This window comes from Pseudomonas sp. CCI3.1 (genome assembly GCF_034313985.1).
Lineage (GTDB): Bacteria > Pseudomonadota > Gammaproteobacteria > Pseudomonadales > Pseudomonadaceae > Aquipseudomonas > Aquipseudomonas psychrophila.
Map to the genome: position 1 here is coordinate 1,268,939 of NZ_JAVIWO010000001.1, position 17,749 is coordinate 1,286,687.

The 17,749-nt window shown below is 58.8% G+C and carries 19 protein-coding genes; 10 read left to right on the forward strand and 9 right to left on the reverse strand.

All coding sequences use genetic code 11. The features are described from left to right. Positions 1-74 precede the first annotated feature (74 nt). A complete protein-coding gene (gene lpxO / locus RGV06_RS05705) occupies positions 75-974 on the forward strand; it encodes a lipid A hydroxylase LpxO (protein WP_046808941.1) in 900 nt (299 codons plus the stop codon). A 468-nt stretch (positions 975-1,442) separates the two neighbouring features. Here lpxO and copD read toward each other — a convergent pair whose 3' ends face one another. Then, on the reverse strand, positions 1,443-2,294 hold the full coding sequence (gene copD, locus RGV06_RS05710; protein WP_322151840.1) for a copper homeostasis membrane protein CopD: 852 nt from the start codon (positions 2,292-2,294) through the stop codon (positions 1,443-1,445). 4 nt (positions 2,295-2,298) lie between these two features. Beyond that, positions 2,299-2,673, reverse strand: a complete 375-nt coding sequence (copC, locus tag RGV06_RS05715; RefSeq protein ID WP_322149589.1) for a copper homeostasis periplasmic binding protein CopC — start codon at positions 2,671-2,673, stop codon at positions 2,299-2,301. A gap of 117 nt (positions 2,674-2,790) precedes the next feature. Here copC and RGV06_RS05720 point away from each other — a divergent pair, with 117 nt between their 5' ends. Then, a complete protein-coding gene (locus tag RGV06_RS05720; protein WP_198822097.1) occupies positions 2,791-3,336 on the forward strand; it encodes a histidine phosphatase family protein in 546 nt (181 codons plus the stop codon). A 1-nt stretch (position 3,337) separates the two neighbouring features. On the opposite strand, the gene RGV06_RS05725 is transcribed toward RGV06_RS05720, so the two are convergent. Then, a complete protein-coding gene (locus RGV06_RS05725; protein WP_019826494.1) occupies positions 3,338-3,826 on the reverse strand; it encodes an Lrp/AsnC family transcriptional regulator in 489 nt (162 codons plus the stop codon). 206 nt (positions 3,827-4,032) lie between these two features. On the opposite strand from RGV06_RS05725, the gene RGV06_RS05730 reads away from it, so the two are divergent. The 7 genes from RGV06_RS05730 to RGV06_RS05760 all read left to right on the forward strand — a co-directional run bounded on the left by RGV06_RS05730 (position 4,033) and on the right by RGV06_RS05760 (position 11,416). Further along, the gene (locus RGV06_RS05730) at positions 4,033-5,265 is read left to right on the forward strand and encodes a 3-methyl-2-oxobutanoate dehydrogenase (2-methylpropanoyl-transferring) subunit alpha (protein ID WP_046808942.1); all 1,233 of its coding nucleotides are present in this window, start codon (positions 4,033-4,035) and stop codon (positions 5,263-5,265) included. A 4-nt stretch (positions 5,266-5,269) separates the two neighbouring features. Beyond that, complete coding sequence (locus RGV06_RS05735) at positions 5,270-6,325, forward strand: alpha-ketoacid dehydrogenase subunit beta (protein WP_019826497.1); 1,056 nt, start codon at positions 5,270-5,272, stop codon at positions 6,323-6,325. Continuing rightward, the gene (locus tag RGV06_RS05740; protein ID WP_322149591.1) at positions 6,326-7,606 is read left to right on the forward strand and encodes a dihydrolipoamide acetyltransferase family protein; all 1,281 of its coding nucleotides are present in this window, start codon (positions 6,326-6,328) and stop codon (positions 7,604-7,606) included. Between the two features lie 2 nt (positions 7,607-7,608). Beyond that, positions 7,609-8,997, forward strand: coding sequence for a dihydrolipoyl dehydrogenase (gene lpdA / locus RGV06_RS05745; RefSeq protein WP_019826502.1), 1,389 nt, complete (start codon positions 7,609-7,611; stop codon positions 8,995-8,997). Between the two features lie 160 nt (positions 8,998-9,157). Next, positions 9,158-10,543 (forward strand): nucleobase:cation symporter-2 family protein, encoded by a 1,386-nt coding sequence (locus RGV06_RS05750; RefSeq protein ID WP_019826503.1) that lies wholly within the window; start codon positions 9,158-9,160, stop codon positions 10,541-10,543. 153 nt (positions 10,544-10,696) lie between these two features. Continuing rightward, positions 10,697-10,957 (forward strand): helix-turn-helix domain-containing protein, encoded by a 261-nt coding sequence (locus RGV06_RS05755; RefSeq protein WP_019826505.1) that lies wholly within the window; start codon positions 10,697-10,699, stop codon positions 10,955-10,957. Between the two features lie 126 nt (positions 10,958-11,083). Beyond that, complete coding sequence (locus RGV06_RS05760; RefSeq protein WP_037032463.1) at positions 11,084-11,416, forward strand: DUF6388 family protein; 333 nt, start codon at positions 11,084-11,086, stop codon at positions 11,414-11,416. Between the two features lie 338 nt (positions 11,417-11,754). On the opposite strand, the gene RGV06_RS05765 is transcribed toward RGV06_RS05760, so the two are convergent. From RGV06_RS05765 to RGV06_RS05785, 5 genes are read right to left on the reverse strand one after another with little or no spacing between them, the layout of a single operon-like run. Further along, positions 11,755-12,384 (reverse strand): ATP-binding cassette domain-containing protein, encoded by a 630-nt coding sequence (locus tag RGV06_RS05765; RefSeq protein WP_322149592.1) that lies wholly within the window; start codon positions 12,382-12,384, stop codon positions 11,755-11,757. Next, entirely contained in the window at positions 12,377-13,168 is a 792-nt protein-coding gene (locus RGV06_RS05770; protein WP_322149594.1) for an ATP-binding cassette domain-containing protein, read from the reverse strand. The genes RGV06_RS05765 and RGV06_RS05770 overlap by 8 nt, the downstream gene beginning before the upstream one ends. Continuing rightward, on the reverse strand, positions 13,168-13,974 hold the full coding sequence (locus RGV06_RS05775) for an ABC transporter permease (RefSeq protein WP_019826512.1): 807 nt from the start codon (positions 13,972-13,974) through the stop codon (positions 13,168-13,170). Before RGV06_RS05775 ends, RGV06_RS05770 begins: the two co-directional genes overlap by 1 nt. Next, a complete protein-coding gene (locus RGV06_RS05780; RefSeq protein WP_322149597.1) occupies positions 13,971-14,942 on the reverse strand; it encodes an ABC transporter permease in 972 nt (323 codons plus the stop codon). Before RGV06_RS05780 ends, RGV06_RS05775 begins: the two co-directional genes overlap by 4 nt. Next, a complete protein-coding gene (locus RGV06_RS05785; RefSeq protein WP_046808948.1) occupies positions 14,939-16,519 on the reverse strand; it encodes an ABC transporter substrate-binding protein in 1,581 nt (526 codons plus the stop codon). The genes RGV06_RS05780 and RGV06_RS05785 overlap by 4 nt, the downstream gene beginning before the upstream one ends. Before the next feature lie 251 nt (positions 16,520-16,770). Between RGV06_RS05785 and RGV06_RS05790 the strand changes: the two genes are divergently transcribed. Continuing rightward, positions 16,771-17,262: a hypothetical protein gene (locus RGV06_RS05790; protein ID WP_019826515.1), complete on the forward strand. Its 492-nt coding sequence runs from the start codon at positions 16,771-16,773 to the stop codon at positions 17,260-17,262. Here the strand turns inward: RGV06_RS05790 and RGV06_RS05795 are convergent. Further along, positions 17,234-17,749, reverse strand: coding sequence for an HNH endonuclease (locus RGV06_RS05795; RefSeq protein ID WP_322149598.1), 516 nt, complete (start codon positions 17,747-17,749; stop codon positions 17,234-17,236). The two genes, RGV06_RS05790 and RGV06_RS05795, sit on opposite strands and share 29 nt — an antisense overlap.

Here is a 17,749-nt window from a genome sequence, read left to right on the forward strand (position 1 = left end):
CGATAACTCCTACAGGATATCGGGCTATTTGCGTGTATGCAGGGCTGCGTTTCTCCTGACTTGTGACGATACTTTTGAAACTCATCATTATTGCTGTCTATGTTTTGTCCATTGCCTATGTCCACCTGCGGGGCACTGTGCGCCATAAACTTGGACGTCAACTGAGCGACCATTCCACCTTTCTGGCCCCCATCAACTGCTTTCTGTACCTCTTTTCCAAAGTACCGAGCCAGCCCTACCTGAAACCTTCAGATTTCCCCGAGCTACAGCCTCTGCAAGCGCATTGGCAGGAGATCCGCGAAGAAGCACGAAACCTGATGCAAGCGGGCGAAATCAAACGCTCCGAACAGCCGAACGACGTGGGGTTCAACTCGTTTTTCAAAAGCGGCTGGAAGCGCTTTTATCTGAAGTGGTATGGCGACAACCACCCGTCAGCGGTCGAACTGTGCCCAAGAACCATTGAGTTGCTCAACGGCATCGGCACCATCAAGGCCGCCATGTTTGCCGAGTTGCCACCCGGCTCGAAACTGGTGCGTCACCGCGACCCTTATGCAGGCTCGCTGCGCTTTCACTTGGGGCTGGATACGCCTAATGATCCGGGCTGCTACATCAATGTCGACGGCCAGAACTACGCGTGGCGTGACGGCGAAGCGGTGATGTTTGACGAAACCTTTATTCATTACGCTGAAAACACCACCGACAAGAACCGCATCATCTTGTTCTGTGATGTAGAGCGGCCCATGAAATATCGCTGGGCCAGCGCCTTCAACCAGTGGTTCAGCCGAACGGTCATGGCTTCTGCCAGCTCACCCAACGGCAGCAGTGATAAGACCGGTGGTCTGAACCGCGCATTTACCAAGCTGTACAAGATTCGCCTGCGCGGCAAGGAGCTGAAAAAGCGCAACCGCGCGCGCTACTACCTGGAAAAGTGGCTGGTGTTTGGCGGTTTGCTGGGCGTTTTTTTACTGATCTAGACTTCTCCCTGGGGAGCCTGCTCGCGAAGATCATTCGCGAGCAGGCTCGCTCCCACAATAATCCCTGCAAGCTCGACTCTTCAGGGCGCCAAAGTTGAAGTGGGAGCGAGCCTGCTCGCGAAGGCATCACCGCGATCATTCGGATAAACCGCATCGCCGGCATCGCGAGCAGGCTCGCTCCCACAATAATCCCTGCAAGCTCGACTCTTCAGGGCGCCGCGAAAGTTGAAGTGGGAGCGAGCCTGCTCGCGAAGGCATCACCGCGATCATTCGGATAAACCGCGTCGCCTGCATCGCGAGCAGGCTCGCTCCCACAATAATCCCTGCAAGCTCGACTCTTCAGGGCGCCAAAGTTGAAGTGGGAGCGAGCCCGCTCGCGAAGGCAGCACCGCGATCATTCGGGTAAACCGCGTCGCCTGCATCGCGAGCAGGCTCGCTCCCACGAGGCAGTGCAGGCATTAAAAACAGTTAGCCCACCACCAGCGGCGGCAAAGTGCCCAGCAACGAAACCGCAGCCACTGCCGCCAATCCGAAAAACCATTCAAGGGCAACACTGCTGCGTAACAGTGCGATGCGGCCCAAACGGCTCATGACCAGATTGAGCAGTGCCAGCAGTAACATCACCCCCACCAGCGTCACTTTGATCAACAGAATCAGTGCGAACCCTTCAAACAACGGTGTAGGCCAGAGCGCCCCCGTTAGCACCCGGGTATTGATGAGCCCGGTCAGCATGATCCCGGCAACCAGCACAAAACCCAGATTGCTGAAGCGCTGTAAAACCGCACTCACGGCATGCCCCGCAGGACGCCCAAGGATCAGCAGCAACCCCATCAGACCGCCAAGCCAGGTGGCGACACACACCAGATGAATCAGTTGGTTGAGCATCAACAGTTGCCCACGCCAGCCATCCAGCATCGCACCGTGACCAACCGGCGCCAATGTGGCCAGCAACAAAAAGCTCAACAGCCAGATGACGTAAAAACGGGCCGGGGCGTACAAAGTGATCAGTAACAGAACGCAGAACAACAGATGGAAGGCCCAGACCTGACCGAAAAAAGTGCTGCCCAGCACCAGCCACAATGTGCCGAGGTCAAGTGTTTCTGGCCAACTGCCGGCCATCGAATGGGTGGTCAACACCAGCCACGCCACCCCGCTGCCAAGCCCAACCCATGCCAGAACGCGATTGACCTTGCGCAGCTGTCGATCAATCTCGACGCAAGGCCAGACACCCAGCAGCAGAGGCCTGAATGCACAGGCCCCGAACATCAGCAGCACAACGCAAAAATGCACAAAACGGCAGATGACCATTGCACTGACAATCAACTCAGTTGCTCACCGTAAAACTGTAATCGCCAGCACTCTTGTGAGTATCCACAGACACTGCGTTCCACTTCACCTGGTAGGTACCTGCAGGCAACGGTTGGGCCGGGGTCACAATCAGGACTTTCTTGTTGGCAGGCTCGGTCTTGATGCTGCTCACAGTAACCGGCGCCTGGTCACGGGTCAGCACGACCTTGGTGAACGCCTGCTCCACGCCTTCGGTGAACACCAGTCGCAGTTCATTGGCACTCGTGACGGTGCTACCGGCAGCGGGTGTCGACTGTTCCAGATGGGCATGGGCGAACGCCGCACTGGCACCGGCCATCAGTGTCAGTAATGCAGCGGTATTAAGGACTTTTTTCAACAGAGCAGCAGCCATTGCACAGTACCTTGAGAGTGAAATACGCGGTCATAATACTCGCCTAAACTGATTCAAGGGCGAGCGCACGCAGTCTCCCGGCACCCAACACGACGCCTCCCCCGCAAGGACCCCAGCATGCCCACCCGCCTCAGCTTTATTTGTCATGCCCGCACTGAAGCCCAGCGTCTGGGACGCTTTGCACTGGATGAACCGGCTGAACCAAAGGGTTTGCTGCTGGCAGCTGAACTGAGGGCGCGGCTGAAAAAGCCGGTGCGCATACTCTGCGGGCCCGAAACCCGAACCTTGCAAACCGCTCAGGCACTGGGCGGCGAGATTGAAATTGTACCCGCCCTGGGGGACTACGATGTCGGCGACTGGCAGGGGTTGCGCCTGTCGGACTTGCAGCAAAGCATGCCGCAAGTGCTCACAAGCTGGATCAACAACCCGTATTCAGCGCCCCACGGCGGCGAGTCCGTGCAGGACCATTGCCTGCGAGTCAGCGCCTGGCTCGATGAGTTTCGAGAAGAAGGTCATTTTGCCGTAGTGACTCACCCCTTTGTCATCCGTGCCGCCATATTGCATGCGCTTGCTGCAAATACGGTGTCCTTCAACCTGATTGACGTTGAGCCGCTGTCGGTGGTTGACCTGCGCTTCACTGAGCGCTGGCGGCTGCGGGTGTGAATCACTCCTCCAGCATTAGCCCACCCGGAGGCAGCGGCAACGCGGTTTTGTAGCGCACCTGTTTGAGAGCGAAGCTTGAACGGATGTTGGCCACCCCTGGAACCTTGGTCAGAAAGTCCATCATGAAACGCTCAAGTGCCTGAATACTCGGCACCAGCACCCGAATCAGGTAGTCCGGGTCGCCCGCCATCAAATAGCACTCCATGACTTCATGGCGATCGGAAATTGCCGCTTCAAAATGTTGCAGGGCTTCTTCGACCTGTTTCTCCAAGCTGACATGGATGAACACATTGACGTGCAGCCCCAGCATGTCGGCGTCGAGCAAGGTCACCTGCTCACGGATCAGGCCACGCTCTTCCATCGCCTTGACCCGGTTAAAACACGGCGTCGGTGACAGGTTTACCGAGCGCGCAAGGTCCGCATTGGTGATGCGCGCATTCTGCTGAAGGCTGTTGAGAATCCCGATATCCGTTCGATCTAGCTTACGCATGAGATAAAAACACCTGTTTTTTATGTTTATAAAGAATTCTTATCCTTAAATGCTGCAAAGCACAATGAACTACAGAGAAATATTCTTCAGCGTCAGGAATATGATTGTTGTAGGACAAGATCTTGGTCTTATATCAGACAGATCTTCGACGTTTTACCTAGCTCCCGCGCCTAATAATCACGACAAGATCGAGCGTAGAGAAAGCCATGAATGAATATGCACCGTTGCGCCTGCACGTTCCCGAACCGTCTGGCCGCCCAGGCTGCAAGACCGACTTCAGTTACCTGCGCCTGACCGATGCCGGTCTGGTACGCAAACCGCCAATCGATGTAGAACCTGCCGACACGGCTGATTTGGCCAAGGGCCTGATTCGCGTGCTCGATGATCAGGGCCAGGCCCTTGGCCCGTGGGCCGAAGGCGTATCCACCGAGGTGTTGCGTGCAGGCATGCGCGCCATGCTCAAAACCCGCATTTTCGACACCCGCATGGTGGTCGCCCAGCGCCAGAAGAAAATGTCGTTCTACATGCAGAGCCTTGGCGAAGAGGCCATCGGCAGCGCCCAGGCCCTGGCCTTGAATATCGACGACATGTGCTTCCCGACCTACCGTCAGCAAAGTATTTTGATGGCCCGCGACGTCCCTCTGGTCGACCTGATCTGCCAATTGCTGTCCAACGAACGCGATCCGCTCAAGGGCCGGCAATTGCCGATCATGTATTCGGTTCGCGATTACGGCTTTTTTAGTATTTCCGGCAACCTCGCCACCCAATTCATGCAAGCCGTCGGCTGGGGTATGGCCTCGGCGATCAAGGGCGACACCAAAATCGCCTCGGCCTGGATTGGCGACGGTGCCACTGCCGAGTCCGACTTTCACACCGCCCTCACCTTCGCCCACGTCTACCGCGCCCCTGTGATCCTCAACGTGGTCAACAACCAGTGGGCGATTTCGACGTTCCAGGCCATTGCCGGCGGCGAATCCACCACCTTCGCCGGACGTGGCGTAGGTTGCGGTATCGCTTCGCTGCGGGTTGATGGCAACGACTTTATCGCGGTGTACGCCGCCTCGGCCTGGGCCGCCGAGCGGGCCCGCCGCAATCTGGGACCGACCCTGATCGAGTGGGTCACCTATCGCGCAGGCCCGCACTCCACGTCTGACGATCCATCCAAGTACCGTCCTGCCGATGACTGGAGCCACTTCCCGCTGGGTGATCCGATTATTCGTCTCAAGCAGCACCTGATTGCCACTGGCAACTGGTCGGAAGAAGAGCACGTCGCGGTCAGCGCTGAACTCGAAGCTGAAATCATTGGCGCGCAAAAGGAAGCCGAGCGTTTCGGCACCCTGGCCGGTGGGCAAATACCCAGCGCTGCCTCGATGTTTGAAGACGTGTACAAGGAAATGCCCGAGCATTTGCGCCGGCAACGTCAGGAATTGGGGTTATAACCAGATGAACGACAACAATAAAATTCAGATGGAGAACGCCGTGAGTACCAGCACCATGACGATGATCCAGGCCCTGCGCTCGGCCATGGATGTGATGCTTGAGCGCGACGATAACGTGGTGGTATTTGGCCAGGACGTGGGCTACTTCGGCGGCGTGTTTCGCTGCACCGAAGGCCTGCAGGCCAAGTACGGCAGCTCGCGGGTGTTCGACGCCCCCATCTCCGAAAGCGGCATCGTCGGCGCTGCAGTGGGCATGGGTGCTTACGGCCTGCGCCCTGTGGCCGAAATCCAGTTTGCCGACTACTTCTACCCGGCTTCCGATCAGATCGTTTCCGAAGCGGCGCGCCTGCGCTACCGCTCGGCCGGTGAATTTATCGCCCCGATGACCATCCGCATGCCCTGCGGTGGCGGGATCTACGGCGGCCAGACCCACAGCCAGAGCCCGGAGGCCATGTTCACCCAGGTCTGCGGCCTGCGTACCGTGATGCCGTCCAACCCCTACGACGCCAAGGGCCTGCTGATTGCCGCCATCGAGAACGATGACCCGGTCATCTTCCTTGAGCCAAAACGCCTGTACAACGGTCCGTTCGACGGCCATCACGATCGCCCTGTCACCCCGTGGTCGAAACACCCGGCCAGCGCCGTACCCGACGGTTATTACACCGTGCCGCTGGACTGCGCCGCCATTGTGCGCCCCGGCACTGAAGTCACCATCCTGACCTACGGCACCACCGTCTATGTCGCCCAAGTGGCCGCTGAAGAAACCGGCATCGATGCTGAAGTCATCGACCTGCGCAGCCTGTGGCCGCTGGATCTGGACGCCATCGTCACCTCCGTGAAGAAGACCCGCCGTTGCGTTGTCGTGCACGAAGCCACCCGCACCTGCGGTTTCGGCGCCGAGCTGATCGCACTGGTTCAAGAGCACTGCTTCCACTACCTGGAAGCACCAATCGAGCGTGTAACCGGCTGGGATACGCCGTATCCCCATGCTCAGGAGTGGGCCTACTTCCCCGGCCCGGCGCGAGTGGGTGCTGCTTTACAACGGGTTATGGAGGTCTGAATGGGTACGCACGTTATCAAGATGCCGGACATTGGCGAAGGCATTGCTCAAGTTGAACTGGTGGAGTGGTTTGTCAAAGTCGGCGACATGGTCAGCGAAGACCAGGTCGTGGCCGATGTGATGACCGACAAGGCCACCGTGGACATTCCCTCCCCCGTGGCCGGTAGAGTCCTGGCTCTGGGTGGCCAGCCCGGTGAAGTCATGGCCGTGGGCAGTGAATTGATCCGCATCGAAGTCGAAGGCGCGGGCAACCTGCGTGAAAGTGCCCAGCCTGCCGCGGCGCCAGCCCCTGCGGTCGCCGCCCCTAAAGCTGCGCCCCAGGCCCGGGTCGAAGTCGCCGTGGTGTCATCGCCTACGGTGAAAACCGCAGCAATGCAGCGTGTGGCGCCTGTCGCCCGCGAAGCCAATGAACGCCCGCTGGCCTCCCCGGCCGTGCGCAAGCGTGCCTGGGATGCCGGGATCGAGCTGCGCTTTGTGGTGGGCAGCGGCCCTGCGGGTCGTGTGCTGCATGACGACCTGGATGCTTATCTGGCACAAGACTCCAGCACCAGCGTTGCGCCTGCCAGTGGTTACGCCAAACGCAACGACGAGCAGCAGATCCCGGTGATCGGCCTGCGCCGCAAGATCGCCCAGCGCATGCAGGACGCCAAGCGCCGCGCTGCACACTTCAGCTATGTCGAGGAAGTGGACGTCACAGCGCTCGAAGAACTGCGCGCCCAGCTCAATCAAAAATGGGGCGACAGCCGAGGCAAGCTGACCTTGCTGCCATTCTTGGTACGGGCGATGGTCGTCGCCTTGCGCGATTTCCCGCAGATCAACGTGCGTTATGACGACGAAGCACAAATCATTACCCGCTTTGGCGCCGCCCACATCGGCGTTGCCGCGCAGAGCGACGCCGGCTTGATGGTGCCCGTGGTTCGTCACGCCGAAACCCTGAACCTGTGGGGTGCCGCCGATGAAATCGCTCGCCTGGCCAACGCCGTGCGCACCGGCAAAGCCACCCGCGAAGAACTCTCCGGTTCAACCATTACCCTGACCAGCCTGGGCGCGCTGGGCGGCATTGTCAGCACCCCGGTGGTCAACCTGCCTGAAGTGGCGATTATTGGGGTTAACCGCATCGTCGAGCGTCCGGTCGTGGTCAAAGGCCAGATCGTGGTGCGAAAAATGATGAACCTTTCCAGCTCCTTCGACCATCGCGTGGTCGATGGCATGGACGCGGCGCAATTTATCCAGGCCATGCGTGGCTTGCTCGAACAACCTGCCACCCTGTTTCTGGAGTGAACATGCAGCCAACACAACACACCACGCTGCTGATTATCGGTGGCGGCCCTGGCGGCTATGTCGCGGCGATCCGCGCCGGCCAGCTGGGGATCCCGACGGTCCTGATCGAAGGCCAGTCCCTGGGCGGTACCTGCCTTAACGTGGGCTGCATTCCGTCCAAGGCGCTGATTCACGTTGCCGAGCAGTTCCACACGACTCAACGCTACAGCACTAACCATTCACCGCTGGGGATCAAGACCCAGGCCCCGAGCCTGGATATCGGCCAAAGCGTGCAATGGAAAAACGGCATCGTTGACCGCCTGACCACCGGCGTCGGCGCACTCCTGAAAAAACATGGCGTGAAGGTCATTCATGGCTGGGCCAAGATCCTCGACGGCAAGGCCGTTGAAGTCGACGGACAGCGCATCGAATGCGAACACCTGTTGCTGGCTACCGGCTCGCAGACCGTCGACCTGCCGATTCTGCCCATTGGCGGCGCGATCATTTCGTCTACCGAAGCCCTGCAGCCAACCGCCATTCCCAAGCGCCTGACCGTGGTCGGAGCCGGGTATATCGGTCTGGAGCTGGGTATCGCCTACCGCAAGCTCGGCGCCGAAGTGACCGTGGTTGAAGCACGTGACCGGATCTTGCCAACGTACGACAAGGATCTCACGCTGCCGGTGGCCGAATCCCTCAAGGCGCTGGGCATTACTCTGTACCTGTCCCACAGCGTCGAAGGCTTCCAGGCCAGCACCAAAACCCTCTCCATGCGCAACGCCATGGGCGAGAGCCAAACCCTGGAAACCGATCAGGTGCTGGTGGCGGTCGGTCGCCGCCCCCGCACTCAAGGCTTCAACCTTGAAACCCTGGCTCTGGCCATGAACGGCCCGGCCATTCGCGTCGATAACCGCTGCCACACCAGCATGCGCAACGTGTGGGCGATTGGTGACCTGACGGGTGAGCCGATGCTGGCACATCGAGCCATGGCCCAGGGCGAGATGGTTGCCGAGATCATTGCCGGTAAACAGCGCGAGTTCAGCCCCACGGCCATTGCTGCGGTGTGTTTTACCGATCCGGAAATTGTCGTGGTGGGCAAAACCCCGGCCGAGGCAGAAGCGGCCGGGCTGGACTTTATCAGCGCCAGCTTCCCGTTCTCGGCCAATGGCCGGGCCATGACCCTGGAATCCAAAACCGGATTTGTGCGGGTTGTGGCGCGCCGCGACAACCACCTGATCGTCGGTTGGCAAGCCGTGGGCGCGGGTGTTTCGGAGTTGTCGACCGCCTTTGGCCAGTCAATGGAAATGGGCGCCTGCCTGGAGGACATTGCCGGCACCATTCACGCCCACCCCACACTGGGTGAAGCCGTACAGGAAGCCGCCCTGCGCGCATTGGGGCATGCCTTGCATCTGTAATGTCTGATGTGGGAGCGAGCCTGCTCGCGAAGGTCGCGTGCAGGCATTCGCGAGCAGGCTCGCTCCCACCGAAGTGAGTCGCGGCGTCAATAACCAACCAACACTGGGCGTAATGGCCCAAGACCAGTAGAATCGCGCTCTTTTTTCCAGGGCGCTCGCCATGACCTCTCTCAACACACCGCCTGAAGCCGAGTCCCAGACCAGCGAGCTGGTCTTCGGTCTTGAAGACCGGCCCAAGCCGTGGATCGGCTTTCTGGCAGCTCTGCAACATCTGCTGGCGATCATCGTGCCAATCGTCACCCCCGGCCTGCTGATCTGCCAGGCACTGGGTGTGTCCAGCCGCGATACCAACCTGATTGTCTCCATGTCGCTGGTCATCTCCGGCATCGCCACCTTCGTTCAGTGCAAGCGCTTTGGTCCTTTCGGCGCCGGGCTGCTGATCGTGCAAGGCACCAGCTTCAACTTTGTCGGGCCGCTGATTGCGGGCGGCGCGCTGATGGTCAAGCAAGGCACGCCGGTTGAAGCTGTGATGGCTGCGATCTTTGGCGTGGTCATTGCCGGTTCGTTTGTCGAAATGGGTATCTCCCGGGTTTTGCCCTTCGTAAAACGCATGATCACCCCGCTGGTCACCGGCATTGTGGTGCTGATGATTGGCCTGACCCTGATTAAAGTCGGTCTGATCAGCATGGGCGGCGGCTTTACCGCGATGGGCAACGGTACGTTCGCCAACGGCGAAAACCTGATGCTGTCGGGCGTAGTGCTGGCAATCATCGTGATCCTTAACCGCATCCCGCTGGTGTGGATGCGCAGCTGCGCCATCGTCATCGCCCTGGCAGTGGGCTATGCGCTGGCGGGTTATCTGGGGCGTCTGGATTTCACCGGCATGCACGAAGCAGAACTGTTCCAGGTGCCAATGCCGTTGCACTTCGGCCTGGGCTTCTCCTGGTCGCTGTTTATTCCGATGCTGGTGATTTACCTCGTCACCTCGCTGGAAGCCATTGGTGACGTGACCGCCACCAGCAAAGTGTCGCGCCAGCCGGTCGAAGGCCCAATCTGGATGCAACGCATCAAGGGCGGCGTTCTGGTCAACGGTGCCAACTCGTTCCTGGCGGGCATTTTCAACACGTTCCCCAGCTCGATTTTTGCCCAGAACAATGGCGTGATTCAGCTCACCGGCATTGCCAGCCGCCACATTGGCGTATGGATTGCAGGCATGTTGATCCTGTTGGGCCTGTTCCCAAGCGTGGCCGGTGCCATTCAGGCCGTGCCCGAGCCGGTACTGGGCGGTGCAGCCATGGTGATGTTCGGTGCCGTAGCGGCGTCGGGGATCAATATTCTGGCCAGCATCAACCTGGACCGTCGCGCCCTGTTGATCATTGCCGTCTCCCTGGCCTTGGGTCTGGGTGTGTCTCAGGTACCTGAGTTCCTCGCCCACATGCCCGCTGCCCTGCGCAACGTGCTGGAATCCGGCGTGGCCACAGGCGGTATCTGCGCCCTGCTGCTGAACTGGTTCCTGCCGGAAGCCGAGAAAAAGCCGGCGCTGTAGGCAAAATAAAAGAGGCAGGAACGCTTGGCGCTTTCCTGCCTCTTTTTGTCTGAAATCACACAACCTGCAGAGACTATTGACGACCGCCCTTTCCCTCTTTCACCGCTTGAATTAATCTTTGCATGACACCCATGCTCCTATCAGGTTACGCACATGAGTACCTACGGAAAACGCCTCAGAGAAGAGCGCCTGCGCCTTAGCCTGACGCAGCAGCAAATGGCTCTGGCCGGAGGTATCGGTCGCAACGCGCAAAGCCTGTATGAGCGGGACCTTAGCCTTCCCCGAGCCGACTATCTGGCGTTGATCACCCTGCTCGGCACCGATGTGCTCTATATCCTTAACGGTCGCCACACCTTGTATCGATCGCCCTCTGTCATCGTGCCTACCGGCAATGGACAACTCACCAAAAACTGATCTCCATCCCGCGATGCAGCCAACACGACTACACCGTTGAATGGCCAGACCCCGGGTGCAAACGACACGAGCGGCGTCGAACGCGTCTACGCTATGTTCTCGCCCTTTTTCAATCTGGAGACTTGTGTGACCGAACCCGGAACCAATCATCAAAAAGCCCTTGATCGCTTTCTCGACGAACACCCTGATCTGGCTGCAGAACTTGAAACGTTAAACCCCCTGGCTGCCCGCGCTGTTGGCCAGTCCATGAAGGAATATCGCCAGGAACGCTTGAATGAAGCCTTTGAGGCCGAGGCCGAACGCCTGGGCTTTTTTGCCTGGGAGCTGACGCTGCAATTGACCAGTGCCGATGCTGAAGAATTTCAGGCCCAGCGCCTGGAAGTTCACCGTGAAGTGGCGCAAATGGCGGGCATGGACTGGGCAGAATACTGCGAATTGCATGGCCTTGAGGGGCGCTGATTACATACGCTCCACACGTCATCAGAATCACCGCAGCGTCTGCATCGCGAGCAGGCTCGCTCCCACAGTGGATTTGCGGTGGTTCCCACACAAATTGCAACGCCTGCACCTGCCTGATCCCTTTCCCTCGACACGCTCGAAACCACAGCCCATCCGGGCACGCCACTCTTCAGCATCAACCCGGTATCAACGCCCACGACGCCTTGCTGCCTATTTCGCTGTTGCTCAAGGGGGCAGAAACCACTGCCGGCGACATCCGCTCCCCCCTCAGGGGTTTTGACGCCGAGCCGCTGTGGAACGTGATACACGGTGTCGAAATGGCACGCGGCGTGGTGGATTCACTGCTGGCAGTGCGTAGCAGCATTCACACCCAGCGCCCGCTGCGGCATCCAGATACTCGAACACACCTTCTCCAGCAGGGCCTTGTTATGGCTGAACACTATCAGCCCCAACTCACGATGCCGGGCTTCTTCCAGCAGGACATGCCAAACCTGCGCCTGAATATGCGGGTCCAGCTGGGCCGTCACTTCGTCTGCGATCAGGTAACGGGTGCGCGGATCAAGCGCTCTGAGCAAGGCGATACGTGCCAACTCACCGCCCGACAATTCATCCGGGCGTCGCGCCAGCCAGTCGGGTTTCACGGCCAGACGCTCCAGCCAGGCGGCATCCGGGGACCAGGCATCGCGCAGGCTTTCGCCCGTGGTGCGATAAGGGTTGAAGGTCTGCTCGGGATGTTGCGGCACTAACTGAACCGGGCAATAACCCTTTTGTGAAAGCGGTTTGCCGCCCACGGTGACCTTGCCCGACGTTGCTGACTGCCATTGCGCCAGCACCCGGCCCAGGGTGGTTTTACCGTAGCCGCTGGGCGCCGAGATGCCCTGGCGCTCACCGGGCCGGACCTGGAACGACACCGAATCCCAGAGCCGGCGTCCATCCTGTACGATACTCAACTGCTGGACTTCAAGCATATTCAGGCACCCTGCGCGCCAGAAACTGCTGTTCGGGCAACGCCGCCCACAGCGACTGCAACCACGGGCTGCCACCGTTCTCGCGCAACTCTGCAGCACTCAGGGTTTCGTGCAGCTCGCCTTGATGCAGTACGGCTATGCGGTCGGCAAAACGTGCCGCCAGCGCCAGGTCATGGGTCACCCACAAGATCCCGCGCCCCTGTTGGCAAAAACCTTTCAGGTGCGTCAGCAACTGGCTGGCATGCTCGTCATCCAGCCACGACGTGATCTCGTCAGCGAGGATATAGCGCGCACGGGTCAGGGCCGCGCAACTGGCCAGTACGCGCTTGGCCATCCCGCCCGACAGGGTGCGCGGGAACTCATCCACCAACTGCGGCTGCAAGTTGTAGTGTTTGAGTTGATCAGCCACCTCCTCCATTCCCAACTTGACCCCGCTCAGGCGCGCGGCACGCATCAATTGCGGCCCGACCTTGATCAGCGGGTTCAGGGCGCTGACGCCCTGAGGCACGTAACACACCGTTTTGCCGCGTTGATCGACCTTGCTGGTATCGCCCAGCACCTGCCCGTCGAGCACAATGTCACCGCGACAGCGCATGTTCTCGGGCAGCAAGCCCAGGATGCTTTGCAGCAGCAGGCTTTTACCCTCGCCGCTGGAGCCCACCAGCGCCACCAGCTCTCCGGGTTTGACCTCAAGGGAGATAGTGCTCAACAGCGGATGCCAGGTTTTGAGGCCCAGCCAGTGGTAGTGAGCAACATCGATCGAAAACTGGTCGAATTTCAGCATCAGGTAATCCTTATCCAGAGCTGCTGCAATGCCCGTGCAAATTGGTCAAAAACCAACACCAGACTTACCAGAATCAAACCCGGGAAAAACGCCAGCCACCAGGCGCCGCTGCTCAAGTACCTTAGCGCATCGGCCAGCAACAGGCCCAGAGACGGGTCATGGGGTGCCAGGCCAAAGCCCAGAAAGCTCAACGCAGCTGAGTGCAGCACCGCGTGGGGGAACATCAACAAGGTGCCGATGATCCACTGCGGCAACAGCAAGGGCAGCAAGTGATGGCGCCAGCGGTAGAAACTGCTGTTGCCCAGGCGGTGCGAGAGCATCACGAAATCCGTCTCACGGATACGCAGGATCTCGCCACGCAGGATCAGTGCCAGCCGCGGCCAGTGAGTCAGCGCCACCGCCAGGATCACCCCCTGTTTACCGCCACCCAGAGTGAAACAAATCAGCACCAGCAGCAGTAAATGCGGCAACGCCAGCATGCTGTCGATCAGGCCGCGAATCAGGTAGTCCAGGGTTTTGTTCAGCGAACACAAACTGGCGGCCAGCATCGCCAGAAAACCGCTGCTAAAAGCCGCGGTCAGGCCGATCTGCAAGCTGGTGGTCATCCCCTGAAAGCAGCGCAACCAAAGATCGCGCCCCAGGCTGTCAGTACCAAACCAGTACTCGGCCGACGGCGGCAGACGTCGCGCCAGCAGGTCCATGGAGACATCGACATTGATGATCGAAACGCCATAGGCGATCAACACCAGCAACATCAACAGCGAAAGGCAGAGCCTTAGCAAGGCGCGATTCGGATCGTACGTCATGACTGGCGCGCCGCCCCACGGTTGAGGCGCAATAACAGCGCGTTGGCAATGCTGTTTCCGGTAAAGACCAGCACCGCGCAAAACATTACGATCCCCATCAGCAACGGAATATCACCGCGCAATCCTGCATCAATCGTGGCCTGCCCCAGGCCTGGATAAGCGAATACTTTTTCAGCCAGCAACGAGCCGCCAATCAGCTCTCCTACCGAAGCAAACTGCAGGCACAAGGCAGGCGTCAGGGCATGGCGCACGATATGGAAGTTGATCAACGGCCAGCCTTTATCGCCCTGAGCACGGGCGTAACGAATGAACTCGCTGTTCATCACCTCCGCCACCCGGGAGCGGGTATGCAGGGCGATATTGCCTACGCCCAGCATGCCTAGCGCCAACATGGGCAGAATCAGATGCCTGAGTTTGTCACCCCACGTGGCCGTTTCGGCATTGCTGCCGGGGGTCCAGGCGCAGCAGATCGGCGCCCAGTTGAGGGTCACGGCAAACAACGACAGCAACAGCAGGCCAATCCAGAAGGTTGGCATGGAGGCGAGCACATAAGACAAGGTCGAAATCAGTCGGTCAGGCCAGCGATTCAAGTAGCGCCCTGCCGTCAGCCCCATGGCCAGGCCGACAATGCCGGAAAACAGCCACGCCGAAAACAACAGGGCAAATGAGGTGGCGAAACGCTCGCCGATCACCTGCGAAACCGGCGCGTTATAAAGCATCGAGTAGCCAAAGTCTCCTTGCAGCATTTGGCCAAACCAGCGCAAAAAGCGCTCCCACAACGGCAGGTCGAGCCCCCAGCGCGCAGCAATCAACGGGTATTGCTCGGGCGGCACGTGCAGCAAGTCGTTGCCTATATAGGCGCGAATCGGGTCCACCGGAGAAAAACTGAGCAAGGCAAAGGTGCCTGCTGCTGTCACCAGCAGCAGGCCCATCAAACGCACAACGAAGAACGAGAGCCCTCGTATCACTTGCAGGTCCACTTCCAGCCATCAACGCTGTTGAGCAGCGACCAGGACCCGTGAATTTCCGGTGCTCCCTTGCCCAGATCAACACATTCATCGGTCAAATAGGTGTGCTGCACGTTCAGGAGCCAGGCCCAGGCCGCATCACCTTTAACGCCAACACCGGTCTTGCCGTCCCACTCCACTTGCTGCCAGAACGGCACCGCCTGCTGCCAGGTCGGGGCATCCAGCGCTTGCTGGAGATGCTGGTCGACGACCGGATTTTTGTAATAGCCAGGGTTGTAGTACTCAACGCCTGCGGCCTTGCTGCTGTAGTGATGGTAAAGCTCCATCGGGTCGAGGCTGCCCCAACCAAACAGGGTCGGGTTGGCGTGCATGTTGCGCTCGACGGTCTCCCAACTGCCGGACTTGAGGTCCACGTCGATGCCGACGGGCTTGAGCATTGAGCGCACGGCCTGGGCCAGATCACGACGAGTCACATCGCCACTGGCGTACCACAGGGTGATTTTGGCCGGCAGGCCATTTTTCTCCCGGATACCGCTCGGGGTTTCTACCCAGCCGCCTTCATCCAGAATCTGCTTGGCCTTGGCGATATCGCCATCCTTGAAGGCTGCATCCGGATTAGCCCACGGCAAGCCCTGGACGCCGGAATACGCCGGGACCGCATGCCCTTCGAGAATCTGATCGGCGAGCAGTTGGCGATTGATTGCGTAGTTGATGGCTTTGCGGATGGCGACATCTGCTGTCACATCATTGCCAATGGGATAGCCGTTGGCGTCTTTTTTACCGGAGGCGATGGTCGGCATCACGATGCCGCGGTTTTCAACGCTGGGCCGCACCCACAGCTTCATGCCCGCGGCCGGGGTCACCGCCAACGAAGGGGCAATGCGCACAATGCCCAGCTGCTTGCTTTGAGCGGCAGCAAAAGCGCTGTCTTCATCCAGGAAAACGAACACCAGTTTATTGAAATCGTTTTTTTGCCCTGCGTAGTACGGGTTGGCCTCAACAATCAACTGCTGGCCCGGCTGATAGCTGACCAGTCGGTAGGGCCCTGCACCGATCGGCTTTTGCGCGTAGGTTTTGGCATCGTATTTATCCGCTGAAACAATACCCAGCGAGCCGAGCACATTGACGAACGTGCTTTGTGGCGCCTTTAACTCAATACGCACCGTGAGCGGATCAACCGCCTCGGCCTTGAGGAAGTTGCCCATGTCGACCTTGCCACCGCTGGCCGCTGCATTGTTGTAGGTGTAGGCCACGTCCTTGGCTGTGAGCGGTGAACCGTCAGAGAACTTGAGTTCGGGCTTGAGCTTCAAGGTCCAGGTCTTGCCATCGTCGCTGGTCTGATAATCGCTCAGCAGAAAACTGCTCCAGGACAAGTCCTCGTTTTGCTTGAGCAATGGGCTGTGCAACAGCAGGTAACTGCCATGGCTCCAACCCAACATAGGATCAAAGCCCTCGGTCGGCTCATCACCAATAGCCAGTTGCAGAGTGCGGTCCTGCGACGAATAAGCCGGCGCTGCCATGACACTGAGCAAAGCAGCCGCCACCAGGGTGTTACGCATCCATGCAGTCTTTGACATCTATCCTCCCGATCATAAATAGGCTGGCCAGAAGGCCTGATAAGCGGCTGTACACGCGTTATCGCGCCCAACAGTAATAGCAGTCTGACTCTAAATAGCCAGTTATCCATCTGATTTTTTAGGGGTTTTCCGGCCTGCCAGCATCACTTTGTAACAATTGCTGCAGGTCAGGTTTCATGCGTGTGACTGTGCTATACCAATGGGGAAGATTATTCCGTCACGGGATACAGACTCAACTGACAGAGGTTCGCATGTTTAAAGGATTAGCCGGTCACCTCAAAGATAAAAACGTCCACTCGATCAACGCCCTGCCGTCCAACAACATTGAATTGTTCGACTGCTATACCGGCTTGATCCTGGGCCATTTGTACCGCAACTTTCCCTTGCCGATCACCCTCACCGCAGAAAGCTTTATCGACTACAAAACGCTCGGCGACAGCAACCGCGAAGCGTTGGAAAAGGAAGAAAACCTGTTTTTGGCCACCGTCAAATGGCTGGCCGATATCGGCTACATCCACTTCGACGGTATGTCTGGCGTAGCGTTCTACGAAGTCGTGCTGACCAATAGCGGGCTACTGATCTTGCGCGCCTACCCTGAAGGCACAGACACCGCCCCGACCCTGGGTGAAAGGCTGGCGCAGTGCATCAAGGACGAAAACACCACGGACCTCAGAGCCCTGGTAACACAAGCGCTTAGCTTGGGAGTCCGGATGATCAGCCCGATGAGTCGGTCGGGGATTTAAGCCAAGTACAATGGTCCGCATGCCACTGCAATGCTTTAAGACTCGCCATCGCTGAAGGCGATGCTGGTGTATTCAGTGGCATGCCTTCGTATTGGGCATAGTCCGATTGACTGAGCGCTGGGGCCAGACGAATAAGCCGAGTACCTGGCTCAATGGCGATCAAGTACAAATCGAACAATGTATGAAGATCGGCGCGAAGCAATAAGCCGTTGGAAACGGAGTGGGTTTGCTGCCCCATATAAGGATGAATATGCGCTGCCTCTAGCACTTCGACTTGGTCGCAACCTGTGATGGCGCATTTACCATAGGCTGCCAATAGTTCCTTACGAAACGCAGCTTGTCCGCGACGACGGACAATACTCGCTACTACTCGGTTTCTAGCATCTTCAATGTTTATGGGGTCGAACGCGTCATCTTGATCTGCTTGGGCTTCGGCTAACGCAAGCTCTTGAGCTGCAGGGCTGAGATCAGAGCGTGAGTTAATCAT

Bases quoted from the DNA above. Each gene is read 5' to 3' on its own strand.
- RGV06_RS05770 (WP_322149594.1), bottom strand. From the start codon at position 13,168: ATGCTGAAATTCGACCAGTTTTCGATCGATGTTGCTCACTACCACTGG.
- RGV06_RS05790 (WP_019826515.1), top strand. From the start codon at position 16,771: ATGTTTAAAGGATTAGCCGGTCACCTCAAAGATAAAAACGTCCACTCG.
- RGV06_RS05730 (WP_046808942.1), top strand. From the start codon at position 4,033: ATGAATGAATATGCACCGTTGCGCCTGCACGTTCCCGAACCGTCTGGC.
- copC (WP_322149589.1), bottom strand. From the start codon at position 2,673: ATGGCTGCTGCTCTGTTGAAAAAAGTCCTTAATACCGCTGCATTACTG.
- RGV06_RS05775 (WP_019826512.1), bottom strand. From the start codon at position 13,974: ATGACGTACGATCCGAATCGCGCCTTGCTAAGGCTCTGCCTTTCGCTG.
- RGV06_RS05750 (WP_019826503.1), top strand. From the start codon at position 9,158: ATGACCTCTCTCAACACACCGCCTGAAGCCGAGTCCCAGACCAGCGAG.
- RGV06_RS05755 (WP_019826505.1), top strand. From the start codon at position 10,697: ATGAGTACCTACGGAAAACGCCTCAGAGAAGAGCGCCTGCGCCTTAGC.
- RGV06_RS05740 (WP_322149591.1), top strand. From the start codon at position 6,326: ATGGGTACGCACGTTATCAAGATGCCGGACATTGGCGAAGGCATTGCT.
- RGV06_RS05785 (WP_046808948.1), bottom strand. From the start codon at position 16,519: ATGTCAAAGACTGCATGGATGCGTAACACCCTGGTGGCGGCTGCTTTG.
- lpdA (WP_019826502.1), top strand. From the start codon at position 7,609: ATGCAGCCAACACAACACACCACGCTGCTGATTATCGGTGGCGGCCCT.
- RGV06_RS05765 (WP_322149592.1), bottom strand. From the start codon at position 12,384: ATGCTTGAAGTCCAGCAGTTGAGTATCGTACAGGATGGACGCCGGCTC.
- RGV06_RS05735 (WP_019826497.1), top strand. From the start codon at position 5,270: ATGAACGACAACAATAAAATTCAGATGGAGAACGCCGTGAGTACCAGC.
- RGV06_RS05725 (WP_019826494.1), bottom strand. From the start codon at position 3,826: ATGCGTAAGCTAGATCGAACGGATATCGGGATTCTCAACAGCCTTCAG.
- RGV06_RS05795 (WP_322149598.1), bottom strand. From the start codon at position 17,749: ATGATTAACTCACGCTCTGATCTCAGCCCTGCAGCTCAAGAGCTTGCG.
- RGV06_RS05720 (WP_198822097.1), top strand. From the start codon at position 2,791: ATGCCCACCCGCCTCAGCTTTATTTGTCATGCCCGCACTGAAGCCCAG.